Origin of the sequence: Conexibacter woesei DSM 14684, assembly GCF_000025265.1 — a bacterium.
Lineage (GTDB): Bacteria > Actinomycetota > Thermoleophilia > Solirubrobacterales > Solirubrobacteraceae > Conexibacter > Conexibacter woesei.
In genome coordinates this window covers 6,035,448-6,053,914 of the sequence record NC_013739.1, presented here as the reverse complement: position 1 = coordinate 6,053,914, position 18,467 = coordinate 6,035,448, and the positions used below count along the sequence as shown (strand labels likewise).

General features: G+C 74.1%; 17 protein-coding genes. 9 read left to right on the top strand and 8 right to left on the bottom strand.

The window, feature by feature from the left end; all coding sequences use genetic code 11:
• Positions 1-51: 51 nt before the first annotated feature.
• A complete protein-coding gene (locus tag CWOE_RS28385) occupies positions 52-831 on the top strand; it encodes an SDR family oxidoreductase (protein ID WP_012937106.1) in 780 nt (259 codons plus the stop codon).
• Here the strand turns inward: CWOE_RS28385 and CWOE_RS28380 are convergent.
• Complete coding sequence (locus tag CWOE_RS28380; protein WP_012937105.1) at positions 828-1,382, bottom strand: GNAT family N-acetyltransferase; 555 nt, start codon at positions 1,380-1,382, stop codon at positions 828-830. The two genes, CWOE_RS28385 and CWOE_RS28380, sit on opposite strands and share 4 nt — an antisense overlap.
• A 77-nt stretch (positions 1,383-1,459) precedes the next feature.
• Here CWOE_RS28380 and CWOE_RS28375 point away from each other — a divergent pair, with 77 nt between their 5' ends.
• Genes CWOE_RS28375 through CWOE_RS28360 form a run of 4 tightly spaced genes read left to right on the top strand, consistent with a single transcriptional unit; the run spans position 1,460 to position 5,913 of the window.
• Positions 1,460-2,395, top strand: a complete 936-nt coding sequence (locus CWOE_RS28375) for a YgfZ/GcvT domain-containing protein (RefSeq protein WP_012937104.1) — start codon at positions 1,460-1,462, stop codon at positions 2,393-2,395.
• A gap of 37 nt (positions 2,396-2,432) precedes the next feature.
• Positions 2,433-3,416 carry an aldose 1-epimerase gene (locus CWOE_RS28370; protein WP_012937103.1) on the top strand — a complete coding sequence of 328 codons (984 nt, stop codon included), beginning with the start codon at positions 2,433-2,435 and terminating at the stop codon, positions 3,414-3,416.
• Between the two features lie 29 nt (positions 3,417-3,445).
• The gene (locus CWOE_RS28365) at positions 3,446-4,303 is read left to right on the top strand and encodes a phosphotransferase enzyme family protein (protein WP_081425547.1); all 858 of its coding nucleotides are present in this window, start codon (positions 3,446-3,448) and stop codon (positions 4,301-4,303) included.
• 14 nt (positions 4,304-4,317) lie between these two features.
• Entirely contained in the window at positions 4,318-5,913 is a 1,596-nt protein-coding gene (locus CWOE_RS28360; protein WP_012937101.1) for a Na+/H+ antiporter, read from the top strand.
• Here CWOE_RS28360 and CWOE_RS28355 read toward each other — a convergent pair.
• Together CWOE_RS28355 and CWOE_RS31690 are read right to left on the bottom strand one after the other, a co-directional pair.
• Positions 5,910-7,526 carry a peptide chain release factor 3 gene (locus CWOE_RS28355; RefSeq protein ID WP_012937100.1) on the bottom strand — a complete coding sequence of 539 codons (1,617 nt, stop codon included), beginning with the start codon at positions 7,524-7,526 and terminating at the stop codon, positions 5,910-5,912. The two genes, CWOE_RS28360 and CWOE_RS28355, sit on opposite strands and share 4 nt — an antisense overlap.
• Positions 7,527-7,589: 63 nt before the next feature.
• Positions 7,590-8,552, bottom strand: coding sequence for a hypothetical protein (locus CWOE_RS31690; RefSeq protein WP_148261205.1), 963 nt, complete (start codon positions 8,550-8,552; stop codon positions 7,590-7,592).
• 124 nt (positions 8,553-8,676) lie between these two features.
• On the opposite strand from CWOE_RS31690, the gene CWOE_RS28345 reads away from it, so the two are divergent.
• The gene (locus CWOE_RS28345) at positions 8,677-9,810 is read left to right on the top strand and encodes an FAD-dependent oxidoreductase (RefSeq protein WP_012937098.1); all 1,134 of its coding nucleotides are present in this window, start codon (positions 8,677-8,679) and stop codon (positions 9,808-9,810) included.
• Here CWOE_RS28345 and nagA read toward each other — a convergent pair.
• Genes nagA through CWOE_RS28325 form a run of 4 tightly spaced genes read right to left on the bottom strand, consistent with a single transcriptional unit; the run spans position 9,786 to position 14,140 of the window.
• On the bottom strand, positions 9,786-11,021 hold the full coding sequence (gene nagA / locus CWOE_RS28340; RefSeq protein WP_012937097.1) for an N-acetylglucosamine-6-phosphate deacetylase: 1,236 nt from the start codon (positions 11,019-11,021) through the stop codon (positions 9,786-9,788). The two genes, CWOE_RS28345 and nagA, sit on opposite strands and share 25 nt — an antisense overlap.
• Positions 11,009-11,956 (bottom strand): ROK family protein, encoded by a 948-nt coding sequence (locus tag CWOE_RS28335; RefSeq protein ID WP_012937096.1) that lies wholly within the window; start codon positions 11,954-11,956, stop codon positions 11,009-11,011. The genes nagA and CWOE_RS28335 overlap by 13 nt, the downstream gene beginning before the upstream one ends.
• Before the next feature lie 10 nt (positions 11,957-11,966).
• The gene (locus CWOE_RS28330) at positions 11,967-13,028 is read right to left on the bottom strand and encodes an SIS domain-containing protein (RefSeq protein WP_148261203.1); all 1,062 of its coding nucleotides are present in this window, start codon (positions 13,026-13,028) and stop codon (positions 11,967-11,969) included.
• A gap of 2 nt (positions 13,029-13,030) precedes the next feature.
• The gene (locus CWOE_RS28325) at positions 13,031-14,140 is read right to left on the bottom strand and encodes an ABC transporter substrate-binding protein (protein ID WP_012937094.1); all 1,110 of its coding nucleotides are present in this window, start codon (positions 14,138-14,140) and stop codon (positions 13,031-13,033) included.
• 165 nt (positions 14,141-14,305) lie between these two features.
• On the opposite strand from CWOE_RS28325, the gene CWOE_RS28320 reads away from it, so the two are divergent.
• Complete coding sequence (locus CWOE_RS28320; RefSeq protein ID WP_012937093.1) at positions 14,306-15,073, top strand: GntR family transcriptional regulator; 768 nt, start codon at positions 14,306-14,308, stop codon at positions 15,071-15,073.
• 76 nt (positions 15,074-15,149) lie between these two features.
• Here CWOE_RS28320 and CWOE_RS28315 read toward each other — a convergent pair whose 3' ends face one another.
• Positions 15,150-15,491, bottom strand: coding sequence for a hypothetical protein (locus CWOE_RS28315; RefSeq protein ID WP_148261202.1), 342 nt, complete (start codon positions 15,489-15,491; stop codon positions 15,150-15,152).
• A gap of 79 nt (positions 15,492-15,570) precedes the next feature.
• On the opposite strand from CWOE_RS28315, the gene CWOE_RS28310 reads away from it, so the two are divergent.
• Together CWOE_RS28310 and CWOE_RS31685 are read left to right on the top strand one after the other, a co-directional pair.
• Positions 15,571-16,179 carry a TetR/AcrR family transcriptional regulator gene (locus tag CWOE_RS28310; protein WP_012937091.1) on the top strand — a complete coding sequence of 203 codons (609 nt, stop codon included), beginning with the start codon at positions 15,571-15,573 and terminating at the stop codon, positions 16,177-16,179.
• A 66-nt stretch (positions 16,180-16,245) separates the two neighbouring features.
• The gene (locus tag CWOE_RS31685) at positions 16,246-18,450 is read left to right on the top strand and encodes an MMPL family transporter (protein WP_012937090.1); all 2,205 of its coding nucleotides are present in this window, start codon (positions 16,246-16,248) and stop codon (positions 18,448-18,450) included.
• Positions 18,451-18,467: the final 17 nt, after the last annotated feature.

Sequence of the window (18,467 nt, the reverse complement as noted above, 5' to 3'; positions counted from 1 at the left end):
CCCGCAGGCGCGCGACGCTGAAGCTCCCACCGACACAGGAGCTTCACCGGAATGGACTTGAACCTCACAGGTAGAACCGCCGTCGTCACCGGCGCCAGCAAGGGCATCGGCCTCGCGATCGTTCAGGCGCTGGCGGACGAGGGCGCACGCGTGGTCGCCGGCGCGCGCACGCCGACACCTGAGCTGCTGGACGCGACGCCGCACGTGCTCGCCGTCGACCTCGCCGTCGCCGGCGGACCCGAGCGGCTCGTCGAGCACGCGCTCGCAGAGCTGGGCGGGATCGACCTGCTCGTCAACAACGTCGGCGGCAACCCGTCGCCGGTCGGCGGCTTCCTCAGCGTCGACGACCACCACTGGCAGGAGGTGCTCGACCTCAACCTGCTCAGCACCGTGCGCGCGACCCGCGCGGCGCTGCCGAGCCTGATCGAGCGGCGCGGCGCGATCGTCAACGTCGCCTCCGCGAACGCCCACTTCGCCCAGCCGGTCGTCGTCGCCTACGCGGCCGCGAAGGCTGCGATGCTCAACCTCGGCAAGGCACTGGCGGACGAGTTCGGCCCGCAGGGCGTGCGCGTCAACACGATCTCGCCGGGCCCGGTGCTGACGCCGCTGTGGACCGACCCCGGCTCGGCCGGCGCGTCGATGGCGCAGGCGATGGGCGTGACGACGGCGGAGCTGGTCGAGCAGCTGCCCGCGCTCGCCGGGATGACGACCGAGAGCATGGCCGCACCCGAGGAGATCGCCGCGCTCGTGCTGCTGCTCGCCTCCGACGCGGTGCCGAGCGTGCGCGGCTCCGAGTTCGTGATCGACGGCGGGCTGCTGAAGACGATCTAGGCGGCGCCAGCCGACCGCTGGCCGACCGCGACGCGGTAGTTGCGCACGTCGAGGTCGAAGATGACGGTGTCGGACTCGTGCGCGAAGCCGCAGCGGTCGAGTGTCGCCAGCGCGCGGGCGTTGTCGGCCATCGCGAATGCGACGACGGAGGTGAGGCCGCGCAGCGCGGGGGCGTGCTCCAGCGCCGCGCGCGTCGCCTCCGCGGCGTAGCCCTTGCCCCAGTGCTCGTGCGCGAGCACGAAGCCGACCTCGACCTCGGCGCTCCCGCCGACGATCGCGTAGCCGAGCCCGACCTGGCCGACGAAGCCGCCGCCGTCGCGCTCGCGCACCGTCCACGGGCCGAAGCCGTGCGCCGTCCAGTGCGCGTCAAAGCGGTTGAGGAAGTCGTGCGTCTGCGCGCGCGTGCGGGCGCCGCCGAGGTGCGCGGGCCACATCGGGCCGCCGACCCGCTCGTCGCCGAAGACGGCGGCGTACTGGCCCAGCTCGGAGTCGACGTCGCAGCGGCTGGCGACGAGCCGCTCGGTCGTCACCGTGGAGGGGAAGTCGGCCATCGCCTGATCGTGACAGGTGCCCGCCGCGTCTCGCCGGACGGGGGACTTGACTTCAAGTCACCTTGAGGTGTCATCGTGTGCGTGTGAATTCGGACGCGTTGCAGTGGACCGATCGGTCGGACGCCGGCAAGCTCAGCGTCACGGGCCCCGACGCGTTCGACTACCTGCAGGCGCACCTGTCGGCCGACCTGCGCGGCGTCGCGGTCGGTGCCGGCAGCGCGACCGCGCTGCTGACGCCGAGAGGTCAGGTGCGGGCGCTCGCACGCGTGCTGCGGTTCGAGCGCGGCTGGCTGCTGCACTGCGAGCGGGCGGCGCTCGAAGGCCTCTTCCGCGGCCTCTGGAACGGCCGCATCGGCTGGCGCGTCGAGCTGCACAAGCTGACGCTCCAGCAGGCGCTCGTGACGGTCCTCGGCGACGACGCGGTCGCGCGGCTCGGGCTGGCGCAGGCGCTCGGCGCGGGTGAGCACGCGCACGCCGCCGCCGCGCTCGACGGCGTGCCGCTGCGCGCCGTCCGCTCGTGGGCGGGCGTCGACCTCGTCGCGCGCGCCGATCACGCCGACGCACTGGCCGCCGCGATCGCCGCCCGCGCCGGCGCCGGCGCCGCGCCGCTCGAACGCTGCGACTGGGACTGGCGGCGCGTCATCGCCGGCCGGCTCGCCTACGGCGTCGACGTCGCCGAGACGATGCTGCCGGCGGAGCTGGCGCTGAGCCCGCCGCTCGTCGCGACCGAGAAGGGCCTCTACCCAGGCATGCAGACCGTCCTGCGCCAGCAGCGCTCCGGCACCGTCCACCGCCGCATCTGCCGGCTGCATGCGCCGGTCCTGCTCGCGCCGGGCGACGAGCTGCTGGGCGGCGCCGACGGCCCGTCCGCCGGCACGATCACCAGCGGCGTCTGCTTCGACGGCCTCGCGCTCGTGCGCCTGCGCGGCGACGGTTCGGCGCCGCTCGTCCACCGTCCGTCCGGCGCGACGGTGCAGGCGCGGCCGCTCGACTCCGGCGCGCCGTCGCTCTGACGCCGCTGCGCGCCGCCGTCGCTGGGAGGATGTGGCGGTGATCGAGACGACGGAGTTCGAGGGCTTCGCGGCGGTGACGCTGCGCTCGCCGGACGGGCTGGCGGCGACGTTCGCACCGGCCGCCGGGATGGTCTGCGTGTCGCTGCGCGACGGTGAGGAGGAGCTGCTCGGCCAACGCAAGGGGCTGGCGGCGTACGCGCACGACGGCAAGACGATGGGCGTGCCGCTGCTGCACCCGTGGGCGAACCGACTCGCCGGCGACGGCTACGCGGTCGACGGTGTGCGGGTGGAGCTGGCGCCCGGTCAGCCGGGCCTGCGACGTGACCCGAACGGCCTGCCGATCCACGGCCTGCTGGCCGGTTCGCCGCATTGGCGGACGCTGCCGGCATCCGCGGCCGCTCCGGGCGACGCGCCCACCGCGCCGGGCGCGAGCGGCGACGCGCCCACCGACACGCTCAGCGCGGAGCTCGACTTCGGCGCCCACCCGGAGCTGCTCGCCGGCTTCCCGTTCCCGCACACGATCCGGCTCGACGTCACGCTCCGGGGCCGGACGCTGACGATCGCCACGACCGTCGCCGCGACCGGCGAGCGGCCGGTCCCGCTCTCCTACGGCTTCCACCCGTACCTGCGGCTGCCCGGCGTCCCGCGCGCCCAGTGGCGGGTCGAGCTGCCGGCGCTGCGCCACCTGCGGCTCGACGCACGCTCGATCCCGACCGGCGCCGGCGAGCCGGTCGCGGCGACCGCGTACGCGCTCGCCGAACGCGCGCTTGACGACGGCTTCACCGGCGTCGAGCCCGGCGCGCTCTTCGCCGTCTCCGGCGGCGGGCGCCGCGTCGAGGTCCGCTTCGAGCGCGGCTACCCGGCCGCGCAGGTGTTCGCGCCACTGGCAGAGGACGTCGTCTGCTTCGAACCGATGACGGCGCCGACGAACGCGCTCGTCAGCCACGACGGCCTGCGGTCCGTCGCGCCCGGCGCGCGCGACACCGCCGTCTTCTCGATCGGTGTGACGGAGGAGCGCTGAGCACGCGCACGTTCGCCGCCGACCGGGCGGTGCGGGCGGCCGTCGCGGTCGCCACGGCACACGGCGTGCGGGTGCACGACGCGGTCGTGCTGCGCGACGTCAGCAACGTCCTGATCCACCTGCGGCCGGCGCCGGTCGTCGCGCGCGTGGCGACCGCGACGCTGGCGATGCGCGGCGGCGCGGCGTGGCGCGCGCGGGAGCTGGCGGTCGCGTCGCATCTCGCCCGCGCCGGTGCGCCGGTCGTCGCGCCGAGCGCGGAGCTGCCGCCCGGGCCGCACGGCTTCGACGGCCTCTCGATCGGCTTCTGGGAGCACGTCGTGGAGGTCGACGCGCCGCTCGACGGCGAGGAGGCGGGCCGGCGCCTGCGCCGCTGCCACGAGCTGCTCTGCTCGTTCGAGGGCGAGCTGCCGCGGATGGCCGCGCTGAGCGAGGCGCGCGCGATCGTCGAGCGGCTCGCGGCGGACGCCGTGCTGAGCCCGGACGACGCCGGCGTGCTGCGACGGGCCGGCGCGCGGGTGACCGCGCGCGTCGACCGGCTCGTGCTGCCGCTGCAGCCGGTGCACGGCGACGCCCACCTCGGCAACGTCCTCAACACCGCCCGCGGCCCGCTGTGGAACGACTGGGAGGACACGTTCCTCGGCCCGCGCGCGTGGGACCTCGGCTGCCTTCACGCCTCCGCGCCGCCGTTCGGCCATCGTGACCCCGCGCTGATCGCCGCGACGCAGCGCGGCTACGGCATCGGCGATCCGGACCTGCGCGTGCTCGACGCGTACGTCGCCGCGCGGCGCTTCCAGGCGACGGTCTGGGGCGTGGAGATCGCGCGCACGCATCCGGACCGCCGCGCCTGGGCGGAACGACAGCTCGCGCGGCTGCGGCGCGCCAGCTAGCGTCACGCCAGCAGATGGAGCATTTCGAGCTGACCCTCCTCGGCCTGCTGATCGCGGTCGCCGGGCTGACGGCGCTGGCGCGGGCGCTCAACGTGCCGTACCCGATCCTGCTCGTGATCGGCGGCAGCCTGCTCGGCTTCGTGCCGGGCCTGCCGCACGTCGAGCTGGACCCCGACCTCGTGCTGCTCGTCTTCCTGCCGCCGCTGCTGTTCCATGCCGCCTACTTCGCCTCCGTGCAGGAGCTGCGCAGACAGCTGCGGCCGATCCTGCTCAACTCGATCGGCCTCGTCGTGCTGACGGCGGTGACGGTCGCGCTCGTCGCGCACGCGCTGATCGACGACCTGTCGTGGGCGGCGGCGTTCACGCTCGGCGCGATCTGCGCGCCGACCGACCCGCTCGCGGCGACGACGATCACGCGGCGTCTCGGCGTCCCGCCGCGGCTGACGTCGGTGATCGAGGGCGAGAGCCTGATCAACGACGGCTCCGCGCTCGTGATCTACCGCACCGCGGTCGCGGCGGCGGTCGGCGGCAGCTTCGACCTGCTCGACGCCGGGACGGACTTCGTCGTCGACGTCGCCGGTGGGATCGCGATCGGACTGGTGATGGGCTACGCGCTCGTCCCGCTCTTCAGACGCGCACGCGTCGACCCGCTGCTGGTCGTGACGCTGTCGCTCGTCAACGGCTACATCGCGTACATCTCCGCGGAGGAGCTGCACGTCTCCGGCGTGCTCGCGTCGGTCACCGTCGGCCTCGTGCTCGGCTGGTACTCGCCGTACATCTCGGACGCGCGCGGCCGCGTCAGCGGCTACGGCTTCTGGGACGTGCTCGTCTTCCTGCTGAACGCGGTCCTGTTCATCCTCGTCGGCTTCCAGTTGGCGCAGATCCTCGACCACCAGGAGCGCTCCGCCGGGACGCTGCTGCTGCTCGGCACGACCGTCAGCCTGACCGTGATCGTCACGCGCCTGGCATGGCTCAACACCGCGCCGTACGTGATCCGCGCGCTCGACCGCCGCGCCGTCCAGCGCACGCGGCGCGTCGGCTGGAGACCGCGGATCGTGGTCGCGTGGAGCGGCATGCGCGGCGCCGTCTCGCTCGCTGCCGCGCTCGCGCTGCCGCTCGACTTCCCCGAGCGCGACCTCGTCCTGTTCCTCGCGCTGTGCGTGATCTTCGCGACGCTCGTCTTGCAGGGGCTGACGCTGCCGGCCGTGATCCGCAAGCTCGACGTGCGCGACGACGGCAGCGCCGAGCGGGAGGACCTGCTCGCGCGCCGCGCCGCGACCGACGCCGCGATCGCGCGGCTGCACGCGCTGCACGAGGAGGAGTGGACGCGCGACTCGACGGTCGACTACCTGCTGCGCAACTACGACGTGCGCCAGCGCCGGCTGGCACAGCGGGCGGGGGAGGCCGCCGAGGAGGACGGCGACGGCGTGCCGCTGGAGGAGCACACGCGCGCTCGCGCCGCGGTGATCCGCGAGGTGCTGCGGGCGCAGCGCGACGCCGTCTACACGCTGCGCAAGGACGGCGCGATCGGCGACGACGTGATGCACAGACTCGAGCGCGAGCTGGACCTGGAGGAGCTGCAGCTCGACGCGATGGGGCTGGCCGACTAACGCGTCAGCAGGCGGTCGAGCGTCAGCTCGGGGTGGTCGCGCTCCAGCCGCTGGAGTACGAACTCGCTGCGGAAGACGGCGAGCTGCGTGCCGTCGGCGCGCACGAGCACCTCGGCGCCGGTCGCCTCGCGGATCGTCGGGACGTCGCCCGGCTCGGTGCGGCGGGCGACCGTCCACGGCGCCTCGTCGAGCCCGACTCTGGCGCCGAACTCGTTCTCCATGCGGTTGACCGCGACCTCGAACTGGAGCCGTCCGACGCCCGCGAGGACCGGCACCGGATCGCCGGCCGCCTCGCGTCTGAGGACGTGCACGACACCCTCCTCGTCGAGCTGCTCCAGCCCGCGGCGGAACTGCTTGTAGCGGGCCGAGTCGCGGTTGCGGACGAAGACGAAGAACTCCGGCGCCAGCGACGGGATCGCGGGGAAGCGGGCCGGCACGTCGAGGTAGAGCGTGTCGCCGACGCGCAGGTCCTGCGCGCCGACGACGCCGACGACGTCGCCGGGGAACGCCTCCTCCATCAGCGCTCGCTCGCGCCCGAAGACCTCGTGCGCGTGCGCCATCGCGAGCGTGCGGCCGGTGCGCCCGTTGACGACGCGCATGCCGCGCTCGAAGCGACCCGAGCAGACGCGCACGAACGCGATCCGGTCGCGGTGGCGCGGGTCCATGTTCGCCTGCACCTTGAAGACGAGCCCGGCGAACGGCGCGTCCAGCTCGCGTGCGCCGTTCGGCTCGCCCGCCGCATCGACCTCGCGCCGCGGCGACGGCGCCGGCGCGAGTCTGACGAGCGCGCTCAGCAGCGGGCCGACGCCGAAGTTCGAGACCGCGGAGCCGAAGAAGAGCGCGGTCGCGGAGCCGTCGCGGAAGGCGTCGGGATCGAAGTCGTCGGCGACCGCGTCGAGCAGCTCCAGCTCCTCGCGCGCTCTCGCCCACTCGGGGTCGTCGTCGGCGTCGCCGGCTCTGAGGATCTGCTCCGGCGCGACGCGCGCGCCGCCGGCCGTGCGCGTGAAGCGGTGGAAGAGCCCGGACTCGCGGTCGATCACGCCCTGGAACGCACCCGGCAGGCCGACCGGCCAGTTGAGCGGGACGGCCTCCAGCTCGAGCGTGGTCGCGAGGTGGTCGAGCACCTCCAGCGGCTCCATGCCCGGCCGGTCGTACTTGTTGACGAACGTCAGCAGCGGGATTCTGCGGGCGCGCGCGACCTCGAACAGCCGCAGCGTCTGCGGCTCGACGCCCTTGGCCGCGTCGATCAGCATCACGGCGGCGTCGACGGCGGACAGCACGCGCAGCGTGTCCTCGGAGAAGTCCTTGTGACCAGGGGTGTCGAGCAGGTTGAAGACGTGGCCCTCGTGCTCGAAGCGCAGCACGGTCGAGGACACCGAGATGCCTCGCGTCCGCTCCAGCTCCATCCAGTCCGACGTCGAGTCGCGCCGGCCCGCTCTCGCCTTCACCGCACCGGCCTCCGCGCCGCCGAGCGCCCCGGCGTACAGCAGCAGCTTCTCCGTCAGCGTGGTCTTGCCCGCGTCCGGGTGGGAGATGATCGCGAACGTGCGCCGACGCGCCGCTTCCACGGCGAGCGTTCCGGCCGCCGCGGGGGCGAGTGGCGTGCTGCTCATGCCCTCAGGATGGCAGCCCGCTCGCCGCGCCGTTTCGCCGCGACGTTCTCGGCGTCGAGCAACTCAGCAGTAGTGGCCGCGCCGGGTGTCGAGGAACCCGGACGGCCCGCGCCAGATCGCGCCGATGTCGACGGCAGCGAGCAACGCGAGCAGGTCGTCGCTCGGTTGTTCCGGCACGAGCACTGCGCGTGAAGCGCCCTCGCAGTACCGGCCGTAGTCGAGGAGCTGGCCGATCGCCGTCCGGATCGCGGAGCGGCTGGGCGTCGCCTTCGCCTCCACGAGGAGGTGCCGGGTACGGCTGTAGACGTCTGCGTAGATGGTTTCAGTCGCCGTGACGTCGATGCGCAGCCGCGCGACCTCCTCTCCCTTGTCGCGCAGATGCCGAGCGTATGTGTGGACGAGCCGGGACTCGACCGGGTCGGCGACGGTCGACGGACGCGATCGGACTTGCGCTCTTCTCAGCTGCTCGCTCTCGATGGCGACAATCCGCGCTGCCGGAAGATCCAGTCCTCGCGACTGATCGGCCGAGCGGCGCCCGACGAGCGGCGTCGACAGGACGGATGGGGGCGCGTGTTCCAGCAGGGACGATCCCTCGGTCGACACACGGAAGGCCTTGTGCGAGACGCCGCCGCGGTAGAGGGCGTCTGTCGCACTGAATGACAGACCTTGGCCGGCGGCGAGCGGGACGTTCACGAAGCTCTGGACCAGCTCGATCTCGATCGTCGGGTTCCAACGAACGACGTCGTACTTCACCTCGTCGCTCCAGAACGGCTCCTTGTTCTCGAACGGCAGCCTCGTGACGCGCACGAGGAAGGCTTCGGGCAGCCGGCGTTCCTGCCATGCCCCGAAGCCGCCTCCGCCGCGCGGCCTGCCGGCGACCCCGAAGAAGAGCAGGTCGCCGATCGCCACCGTGTCCAGGGCTTTGCTGCGCACGTCGGGCGGGAACGCCCAGCGTCCCTGACTCAGACCGAGGTTGAGGTTCGTCATCGCGCTTCTGGCGACGTGGACCATGAGCACCTCGTTCACACATCAATGGTGCCAAAAGCCCGGTGTTTGGTGCTGCAGACGCGCCAGACCGCGGAGCGGGTCGCCTGGCACGACGCCGATTGCGCGAACACTCGCGTGGACGCGCAGTGACTACAGTTGGACGATGGGCAGGGGCACCGCAGCGCCGCGTCGGCACGTCGTGATCGTCGGCGGCGGGGTCGCCGCGGCGGAGACGCTGCTCGCGCTGCGGGCCGCTCCGCGCGGCGGCGCGCTGGACGTGACGCTCGTCGCTCCCAACGAGCAGCTGGAGTACCGGCCGCTGGCGGTGTTGGAGCCGTTCGGGCCGGCGCCGACGCGGCGCTACCCGCTCGCCGCGATCGCCGCCGATGGCGACGCCGCGCTCGTGCGCGGCACGCTGCAGGCGGTCGACGGCGCCGCGCGGGCGATCATGCTCGGCGACGGCTCGCGCATCTCCTACGACGTGCTCGTGGTCGCCGCCGGCGCGCGCCGGCGGCCGGCGCTGGCGCGTGCGGAGACGTTTCTCGACGCGGCCGGCGGCGCCGACCTGCGGCGGCTCGTCGGCGAGCTGGACGACGGCGCCGTGCGCTCCGTCGCGTTCGTCGTGCCGCCCGGCAGCGGCTGGGCGCTGCCGCTCTACGAGCTGACGCTGCTGACCGCTCACCACGCGCGCGAGCGCGGCCTCCGCGACGTCGAGCTGACCGTCGTCACGCACGAGCCGCAGCCGCTGGCGATCGTCGCGGGCGACGGCGGCGCCGCCGTCGCGCGGCTGCTCGACGACGCCGGGGTGCGCGTCCTCCACGGCCGGCGCGTCTGCGGTCACGACGGCCGCACGGTCGAGCTGGAGCCGCCCGGCGACGGGCCGCTGCTGGCCGATCGCGTCGTCGCGCTGCCGCAGCTCGTGGGCCCGGCGATCGACGGGCTGCCGGCCGACGCCGAGGGCTTCGTCCACGTCGACGACCACATGCGCGTGCCCGGCCTCGACGGCGTCTACGCGGTTGGCGACGCGACGACGTTCCCCGTCAAGCAGGGCGGTCTGGCGACGCAGCAGGCCGACCTCGCGGCGGCGCTGATCGCGCGCGTCGCCGGGCCGGACGCCTCCCCCCGCGCGCGCCTGCGCTCGATCCTGCTGACCGGCGACGAGCCGCTGTACCTGCAGGCGCTGATCGAGGGCGCGCGCTGCGTCGCCTCCAGCGCGTCGCGCACGCCGCCGTGGTCGCCGCCGCAGAAGATCGCCGCGCGCTACCTCGCGCCCTACCTCGACGGGCTCGGCGGCTGAACGGCCGCCGGGTCCGCGCCGAGCGGGCGGACCCAGGCGCCGCGCGCCATCACCCCCGCGAGCGACAGGTCGGGCTCGAGGATCGCGAGGTCGGCGTCGCGGCCGGGGGCGACGGAGCCCTTGCGGTCGGCGATGCCGAGCAGCTCGGCCGGCGTCGTGGCGGCCATCCGCGCGGCGTCGGCGACGCTCACGTCGCAGAAGACGACCGCGTTGCGCAGCGCGCGGTCCATCGTCAACGTCGCACCGGCGATCGTCTCGGCGCCCGGCAGCGTCGCGCGGCCGTCGGCGACGGCGATGCGGCGGTCGCCGAGGCGGTACTCGCCGTCGGCCAGGCCCGTCGCCTCGATCGCGTCGGTCACGAGCGCGGTGCGGGCCGGCCCCTTCAGCCGTTGCAGCAGCCGCACGGCGGCGGGCGCGACGTGCACGCCGTCGCAGATCACCTCGCACGTCAGCTCGTCGAGGTCGAGCGCGGCGCCGAGCATGCCGGGGTCGCGGTGGTGCAGCGGCCGCATCGCGTTGAACGCGTGCGTGACCGCGCGCGCACCGGCCCGCACCGCCGCCGCCGCGTCGTCGTAGCCGGCGTCGGAGTGCGCGAGCGAGACGAGCAGCCCGGCGTCGACCGCGCGCTCGATCAGCCCGCACGCGCCCGGCAGCTCCGGCGCGAGCGAGATCGAGCGCACGCGGCCGCCGGCCAGCAGCCGGTCGAGCAGCGCGGGGTCGGGGTCGAGGAAGTGGCCGGGATCCATCGCGCCGGGCCAGCGGCGGCTGAGGAACGGCCCTTCGAGGTGGATCCCGAGCAGCTCGGCGGCGTCGGCGGCCGGCGTCTCGACGGCCGTCCGGATCGCACCGAGCGCGACGAGCAGGTCGTCGACCGGCGCCGCGACCGTCGTCGCCAGCAGCGCGGTCGTGCCGTGCTGCGCGTGGAAGCGGGCGACGCGCAGGACCTCCTCCGGGTCGGCGGTGTTGAACTGCGCGCCGCCGCCGCCGTGCACGTGCACGTCGACGAACCCCGGCAACACCCACCGCCCTTCGAGGTCCACGCTCCCGCCCGGGCTCTGACCCGGTCGTCCTGGATTGCTGTCGTCCTGCGACACGAAGGCAGGACGACGCGGCTCGACCGCGGCGATCCGGCCGTGCTCCACCACCACGTCCGCGTCGACGACGCCGCCGGGCGTCACGACGCGTCCGCCGCGCAGCGTCACAGCGTCCACCGCGCCACCTCCCCGGGCTCGGCGCCGGCCGCCTGCCAGCCGGCGAGCGCGGCGCCGATCCAGCCGGCGCGCTCGCCGAGCGCCGCCGTTCGCAGCGGCGGCGCGGGCGGGAAGCGGACCTCCGTCGCGAGCCGGCGCGCGAGCGGGTCGCGCAGGCGGTCGCCGGCCGACGCGACGCCACCGCCGAGCACGATCAGCTCGGGATCGAGCAGTGCGGCGCAGCCCGCGAGCCCGGCTGCGAGCGCGCCGACGGCCGTCTCCCAGACGAGCTGAGCGGACACGTCGCCGCGCTCGGCGCGCGCGACGATCTGCTCCGCCGCGACGTCCGCCTCGCCGGTCAGCTCGGCGTAGCGCACGCTGAGGTTGCGGCCGGAGGCGAGCGCTTCGACGCAGCCGCGCTTGCCGCACGCGCACAGCGGGCCGTCGGGTGCGACGCCGATGTGGCCCAGCTCGCCGGCCGCGCCGCGCGTGCCGTGCAGCGCCCGTCCGTCCGCGATCACCGCGCCGCCGATGCCGGTCCCGATCGTCACCAGCAGCCAGTCTCTCGCACCGCGCGCCGCGCCGAGCATTCCTTCGGCGAGCGCGGCCGCGCGCGCGTCGTGCCAGACGAGCGCGGGCAGGTCGAGCCGCTCCTCGACGAGCGTGCGCAGCGGGAGGTCGCTCCAGCCGAGGTTCGGCGCGAGCCGCACCCAGCCGGCCGTGTCGTCGACGAGCCCGGGCACGGCGAGGGCGACATGGACGGTGCCGCCGGCGTCGCGCGCGGGACCGCCGGCGGCCAGGTCGCCGGCGAACGTGAGCGCGGCCTCGGCGATCGCCTGCGGCCCCTCGTCGCGCGGCGTCGCGCGCCGCTCGGCGCACAGCAGGCGGCCGGAGCGGTCGACGACCGCTCCCTTCAGCCCCGTCCCGCCGACGTCGAGCGCGACGACCGCGCTCACGCGGCGGCCTTCATGTCGCGGTGACCTTGCGCAGGCCGGCGGGCGCGTCGGGGTCGCGACCGCGCACGAGCGCCAGCTCGCGCGCGAGCTGCTGCGCGCGGACGACCGCGACGATCGGCGCGAGCGCCTCGGCGACGGGCGGCAGCGCCAGGTCGGCGTCGTCGTCGCAGGCGATCGTCAGCACCCGCGCGCCGCGCTCGCGCAGCGTCGTCACCAGCTCGGCGACGTCCTCCTGCGCGGGTCCCGGCGCTGAGAGCGCGAGCACGGGGAAGCCCTCCCCGACGATCGCGATCGGCCCGTGGCGCAGGTCCGCGGAGGAGAACGCGTCGGCCGCGACCGCCGAGGTCTCCTGCAGCTTCAGCGCGGCCTCCAGCGCCGCGCCGTACAGCAGCCCGCGGGCGGTCACGACGAGTCGCGTCGCGTCGCTGAGCGCCGCGGCGGCGCGGCGCGCCGGCTCGGGGTCGGCGAGCACCGCCGCGACCGCACCCGGCAGCGCCGCGAGGTCGGCATCGGAGAACGGGAGGGACCCGATCGCCCCCGCCGCGCCGCCGCCCGCCGCGCCCGCTCCCGCCAGTCCCCGCGCGAGCAGCGCGAACGCGAGCAGCTGCGCGGTCACGGTCTTGGTCGCCGGGACCGCCAGCTCCTCGCCGGCCTCCAGCGCGAAGAGCGCGTCTGCCGCGGCCGCCAGCTCGCTGTCCGCGTCGTTGGTGATCGCGAGCCCGCACGCGCCGGCCTCGCGTAGCCGCCGCAGGGTCGTGACGATCTCCGGCGTGCGGCCCGACTGGCTGACGGCGATCGCGAGCTGGCCGGTGTAGTCGACGCGCGCGCCGTAGAGCAGGTGGAGGCTCGGGGCGGCGAGCGAGACCGGCCGCCCGGTCGCCAGCTCCAGCAGGTAGCGGCCGACGACCGACGCGTGGTCGGAGGAGCCGCGCGCGACGATCGTCGTGCCGGCGAACGGACGCGGCGCGACCGTGCGCGCCGCGTCCCCCACCGCGTCCGCTCGCGCGATCAGCCGCTCCAGCACAGCCGGCTGCTCGGCCATCTCGGCCGTCATGCGAGCGCCCGCGGTCATCGCTATCTGATACCCGCCTCGGCGCACGCCGCTCTGTACTCGTCGGTGCAGATCTGCTCGGCGGTCGCGAAGCCGTCTCTGATGATCACGTCCTGGATGTTGTCTCTCGTGATCACGATCGTGTCGAGCAGGACGGCCGGCACTCTTCTGGGGCCGCCGTTGTCGACCTCGGTCGTCGTGATCGACGGGACGCCCTCGCCTCTGGCGAGCGGCACCGCCAGCTCGGCGGCGGTCGCGGCGATCTCGCTGATCGGCTGGTAGATCGTCATCAGCTGCTCGCCGGTGAGGATCCGCTGCAGCGCCGCGACCTCGGCGTCCTGTCCGGTGACGGGCCGCGTTCTGGGGTCGACGCCGGCCGACTTCATCGCCGCGATCACGCCGCCGGCCATGCCGTCGTTGGCCGAGTAGACGCCGTCGAAGCCGTCCTTGCCGGCGCTCGTGATCGCCTGCTCCATCTCGGTCTGGGCTCTGTCTGGGCTCCAGTCGGGCGTGTCGTACTCCTTGACGACGTCGATGCCGGATCTGTCGAAGACGTCGTGCGCGCCCTCCTTGTACGGCGCCGAGTTGGAGTCGGTCGGCGAACCGTTGACCATCACGATTCTTCTGCCGCCTCTGAGCGCTCTCACGAGCGCCTCGCCCTGCTGCTGGCCGACTCTGAACGGGTCGATCGAGACGTACGCGTCGAGCTCGGCGTCGGAGATCAGGCGCGCGTAGCTGACGACCGGCACGCCCTGGGACTTCGCGTTCGTCGCGATCGCCGCGGCCGACTTCACGTCGACGGCGTCGACGACGAGCACTCTCGCGCCGTTGGTGATCGCCTGCTCGGCCTGTTGCTGCTGCTGGGCGGGGTCCTGCTCGGCGTTCGAGTAGAGCACCTCGCAGTCTGGGCACAGCTCTCTGACCTTCTCGACGAAGCGCGGTCGATCCTGATTCTCGTAGCGCGCCGTCTTGGACTCGGGCAGCAGCAGCGCGATCTTCTCGCCCCCGCCGCCCCCGCCGCTGCTTGCGGCGGTCGTCGAGCCGCCCCCGTCGTCGTCGCTGCCGCAGGCGCTGGCACCGAGGGCGAGCGCCCCGGCGAGCACAACCGCGGTCCCCGTGCGGATGATCGACATACCGAACTCTCCTCGTCGTATTGCAGGCCGGCCGCCGCTCCAGAGGCAGCCGCTGCGGACCGTAGCGCTCTGGTCTATACCAGTCAAGGATCAACGTTCCAGTGCGGTCACCGGGAGTCCTGTCTATCCACCGTTGAACGTCGGGAGCTGGTATATACCATCAGCATGGACGGATCTCGTCGCACCGGCCACGCCGCTGCCGAGGCGCTTGCGCCGCTCGTCGGCTCCAAGCCCAAGGGCGAGCAGCTGCGGCACGCGCTGGAGCAGCTGATGTCGGGCCTCGGCCCGGGCGCGCTGCTGCCGAGCGAACGGATCCTCGCCGAGCGCTTCGGCGTCGCCCGGATGACGGTGCGGCGGGAGCTGGACCGGCTCACGGCCGACGGCCTCGCCTACCGCGTCGAGCGGCAGGGAACCTTCGTCGCCGAAGGGCGGATCGTGCAGAGCGACGCGCTCTCCTCCTTCAGCGAGGACATCGTCGCGCGCGGCATGACGCCCGGCGGGCGGACGCTCGCACAGGAGGTCGTCCCGGCGGACGATGCCGTCGCGGCCGCGCTGGAGCGCCCGCCCGGCGTGCCGGTCGTGCGGATCCACCGCGTCCGCACAGCCGACGGCGAGCCGATCGCGGAAGAGTGGATCCACCTGCCGAGCGACGACTTCCCGCTGCTGGAGCGGGCGCCGCTCGACGGCCGCTCGCTCTACGCGCTGCTGCGGCAGAGATACGGCGTCACCTTCGGCGAGGCGGACCAGCGCGCGAGCGCGGTGGCGATGACCGCGGAGGAGGCGGCGCTGCTGGACGCCGAGGCGGGTCAGCCGGCGTTCCTGTTCCGCCGCACGACGCGCCGCCACAACGGCCGCGTGATCGAGTCGGCGCGCTCGCTCTACCGCGGCGACCGCTACGAGATCGCCATGCACCAGCTGCCACGCGGCAGCTGAGCGCGTGGAGCGGTTCGCGACGCGTGGCGCGCGCGGCGGCTGAGCGCGCGGCGGCGACCGCGCCGCGCGTCCTCGCTCAGCCGCCGCGCGAGCGTGCTCTGGCGTGCGCGACGTTGACGACCGCGATGCCGATCCAGGCGACGATCGTCGCGACCGTGGCGCCGAACGCGCCGAGGCCGTCGGAGGCCGCGACGAAGACGACGCCGAGGCCGATCGAGCCGAGCGCGATCAGCACGGTCACGGCGTCGTGCAGCATCGTCGTCGTGCGTTGGCGCAGCCGGTGCTGGACCTGCGCGTCGAAGCGCTCGAGCAGCGAGTCGGTCAGCGCGTCCTCGTAGTCGCGGCCGAGCTCAGCGTTGGCCGCGACCGCGGCGCGCAGGTCATCCGGGGTGACGGGTGGAGCTGTTCTCGTAGCCATCATGCGATAATACTAGACGAAGTCTGAAAATCAACGGCGTCGAATTTCATCAAACGTCGTCTTCTAGACTCAAGGGACCATGTCCGGACTTCGCGAGCGCAAGAAACGCAAGACGCTGACGGCCATCCACGAGGCGGCGATGCAGCTGTTCGCCGAGCGTGGCTACGCCGCCGTCACGGTCGCTGACATCGCCGACGCGGCCGACGTCAGTCGCGCGACCGTCTTCACCTACTACCCGGCGAAGGAGAACATCGTCCTCGGCGAGGCGCCGCTCGCCGTCGAGTCGCTGGCGGCCGCGCTCGACGGCATCGACGAGCGCGCCGGGGTTGTCCTCGCGGTGCGCGGATGGCTGCGCACGCTGAGCGGCTGGGTCGAGCCGGACATCCTGCTCCAGCGGCGTCTGGCAGAGGAGATCCCAGCCGTCGGCGCGGCCCGCTCCAGCCTGCTGCGTGCCGTCGAGGCGGTGATCGCCGAGGCGCTCGAGCGCACGATGGGCGGCGAGGACACGCTCGCGCCGCGGCTCGTCGCCGGCTCGCTGACGGCCGCGCTCGCGACGGTCGAGAGCGAGGCCGCGACGCGGATGGCGAGCAGCGGGCGCGCGCTCGCCGACCACGAGGTCGACGCGCTGCTGGACACCGCCGTCGCGTTCGTCGACGGCGGGCTCGCGCGGTTGGAGGAGCGCGCGTAGTCACCCGACCCGATCGAAAACAAGACAGCATCGAAAACTAGACGGCGTCTGATAATATGCCGGCGCATGACCGCCATGCTCCGGAACCTCGCGCAGGCCACGACCCGCAGGCCGCGCGTCTCGATCGCCGCGCTGCTGCTGCTCTCGATCGCGCTGATCGGCGCCGGCACGTCCGCCGGCGGCGACTTCGTCGACGACTTCACCGTCCCGGGGATCGAGTCGCAGAAGGCGCAGGACCTGATCGGCGAGCGCTTCCCCGGTCAAGGCGGCGACTCCGCCACCGTCGTGCTGACCTCCGGCGGCCCGCTGAAGCAGGCCGGCCGCGCCAGCGCGATCGCCGCCGCGACCGCCGCGATCGAGCGCCAGCCGCACGTCAGCTCGGTCGAGGACCCGTTCTCCGCCGGCCATCTCTCCAGAGACGGGCGCACGGCGTTCACGACCGTCACGTACGACGGCGACGCCGACGACCTCGGCAAGGAGCCGCGCGAGCGGCTGGAGGAGGCGACCAAGCCGCTCGCCAGAGCGGGCGTCGGCGTCGCGATGGCCGGGCCGATCGTCGACGCCGGCAACGAAGGCGCGCTGCCGATCGGCGAGCTGGCGGGCGTCGTCGTCGCGCTCGTGCTGCTGCTGCTCGTGCTGCGCTCCGCCCGCGCGGCGCTCTCCTCGCTGCTGACGGCGTTCGTCGGCCTCGGCCTCGGCTTCGCCGCGCTCGGGCTGGCCGCGGCGGGGATGGACATCCCCAGCCTCGCGCCGACGATGGCGGCGATGCTCGGCCTCGGCGCTGGGATCGACTACGCGCTGCTCAGCGCCTCGCGCGTGCAGGAGGAGCTGCGCGCCGGCAGAACGCCGGCCGCGGCGGCGACGCGCGCGAACGAGACGGCGGGCCACTCGGCGGTCACCGCGGCCGGGATCGTGCTCGTCTCGATCAGCGGCCTGCTCGTCACCGGCATCCCGTTCGTCGGCAAGGTCGGCGTCGCCGCCGGCGTGATGGTGCTGCTGACCGCGCTCGTCGGCGTGCTGCTGCTGCCGCCACTGTTCGCCGCGGCGGGCCGGAAGATGCTGCCGCGCCGCGAGCGGGCGCAGCCCGCCGCGCCGGCCGACCCGTTCGAGGCGAACGGCTTCGACGCTGCCGCCGGGGGCGGGGGCGCCGCCGCGGAGGCCGACGCGGGCCACGCCGCGGACGCCGCGGACGCCGCGGACGCCGGGCATGCCGGCTGGGCCGTCCGCCGGCCGTGGTTCGCGCTCGTGCTCGGCTCGATCGTCGCGGTCGTCCTGTGCGTGCCGGCGGCGGGGATCGAGCTGGGTCAGCCCGACAACGGCAACCTCCCGCGGGACGAGACGCAGCGCCAGGCGTACGACCGGCTCGCGGCCGCGTTCGGCCCGGGCTTCAACGGCCCGCTCGTCGTCGCCGTCGATGCGCCGCAGGACGCTGCGGGCGTCGCCGGAAAGCTGCGCACCGCGCTCGCCGATACGCCCGACGTCGTCTCCGTCAGCGAGCCGGCCCTCAACAGAGAAGGGGACGCGGCGCTCGTGACGGTGTATCCGCGCAGCTCGCCGCAGGACGACCAGACGGCCGACCTCGTCAAGCGGCTGCGCGACGACACGATCCCGGCTGCGCTGGAGGGCAGCTCGGCGACCGCGTACGTCGGCGGCTACACCGCGCGGATCGTCGACGAGGCGCAGCGGATCGCTGACCGCCTGCCGCTGTTCGCGCTCGTCGTCGTCGGCCTCTCGCTGCTGCTGCTCGCGATGACGTTCCGCTCGCTGAAGGTCGCGGTCCTCTCGGCGGTCTTCAACCTCGTCTCGATCGTCGCCGCCTACGGCGTGATCCACCTCTTCTTCCAGACCGAGACCGGCGCGAACCTGATCGGCGTCGACGTGCAGCCGATCGTGCCCTACACGCCGCTCTTCATGTTCGCGATCCTGTTCGGCCTCTCGACCGACTACAACGTCTTCCTGCTCTCGCGCGTGCGCGAGGAGTGGCAGCGGCTCGGCCACGTCGGCCCGGCGGTCGCGGTCGCGAGCGCGCGCACGCGGCGGACGATCACGGCGGCGGGGGCGATCATGATCGTCGTCTTCCTCGGCTTCGCGACCGATCCCGACTCGACGATCAAGATGACCGGGATCGGTCTCGCGAGCGCGATCCTCGTCGACATCACGCTCGTGCGGCTGGTGCTCGCGCCGGCGTCGCTGACGCTGCTCGGCGACCGCCTCTGGGGCGTCCACCCGACGGTCGCGGAGTCCGAGCAGCGGCGCGTGCCGGCGGCGTGAGCGCGGGCCGCGCGGTC

Bases quoted from the DNA above. Each gene is read 5' to 3' on its own strand.
- CWOE_RS28385 (WP_012937106.1), top strand. From the start codon at position 52: ATGGACTTGAACCTCACAGGTAGAACCGCCGTCGTCACCGGCGCCAGC.
- CWOE_RS28380 (WP_012937105.1), bottom strand. From the start codon at position 1,382: ATGGCCGACTTCCCCTCCACGGTGACGACCGAGCGGCTCGTCGCCAGC.
- CWOE_RS28360 (WP_012937101.1), top strand. From the start codon at position 4,318: ATGGAGCATTTCGAGCTGACCCTCCTCGGCCTGCTGATCGCGGTCGCC.
- CWOE_RS28355 (WP_012937100.1), bottom strand. From the start codon at position 7,526: ATGAGCAGCACGCCACTCGCCCCCGCGGCGGCCGGAACGCTCGCCGTG.
- CWOE_RS28345 (WP_012937098.1), top strand. From the start codon at position 8,677: ATGGGCAGGGGCACCGCAGCGCCGCGTCGGCACGTCGTGATCGTCGGC.
- CWOE_RS28330 (WP_148261203.1), bottom strand. From the start codon at position 13,028: ATGACCGCGGGCGCTCGCATGACGGCCGAGATGGCCGAGCAGCCGGCT.
- CWOE_RS28325 (WP_012937094.1), bottom strand. From the start codon at position 14,140: ATGTCGATCATCCGCACGGGGACCGCGGTTGTGCTCGCCGGGGCGCTC.
- CWOE_RS28320 (WP_012937093.1), top strand. From the start codon at position 14,306: ATGGACGGATCTCGTCGCACCGGCCACGCCGCTGCCGAGGCGCTTGCG.
- CWOE_RS28315 (WP_148261202.1), bottom strand. From the start codon at position 15,491: ATGGCTACGAGAACAGCTCCACCCGTCACCCCGGATGACCTGCGCGCC.
- CWOE_RS28310 (WP_012937091.1), top strand. From the start codon at position 15,571: ATGTCCGGACTTCGCGAGCGCAAGAAACGCAAGACGCTGACGGCCATC.
- CWOE_RS31685 (WP_012937090.1), top strand. From the start codon at position 16,246: ATGACCGCCATGCTCCGGAACCTCGCGCAGGCCACGACCCGCAGGCCG.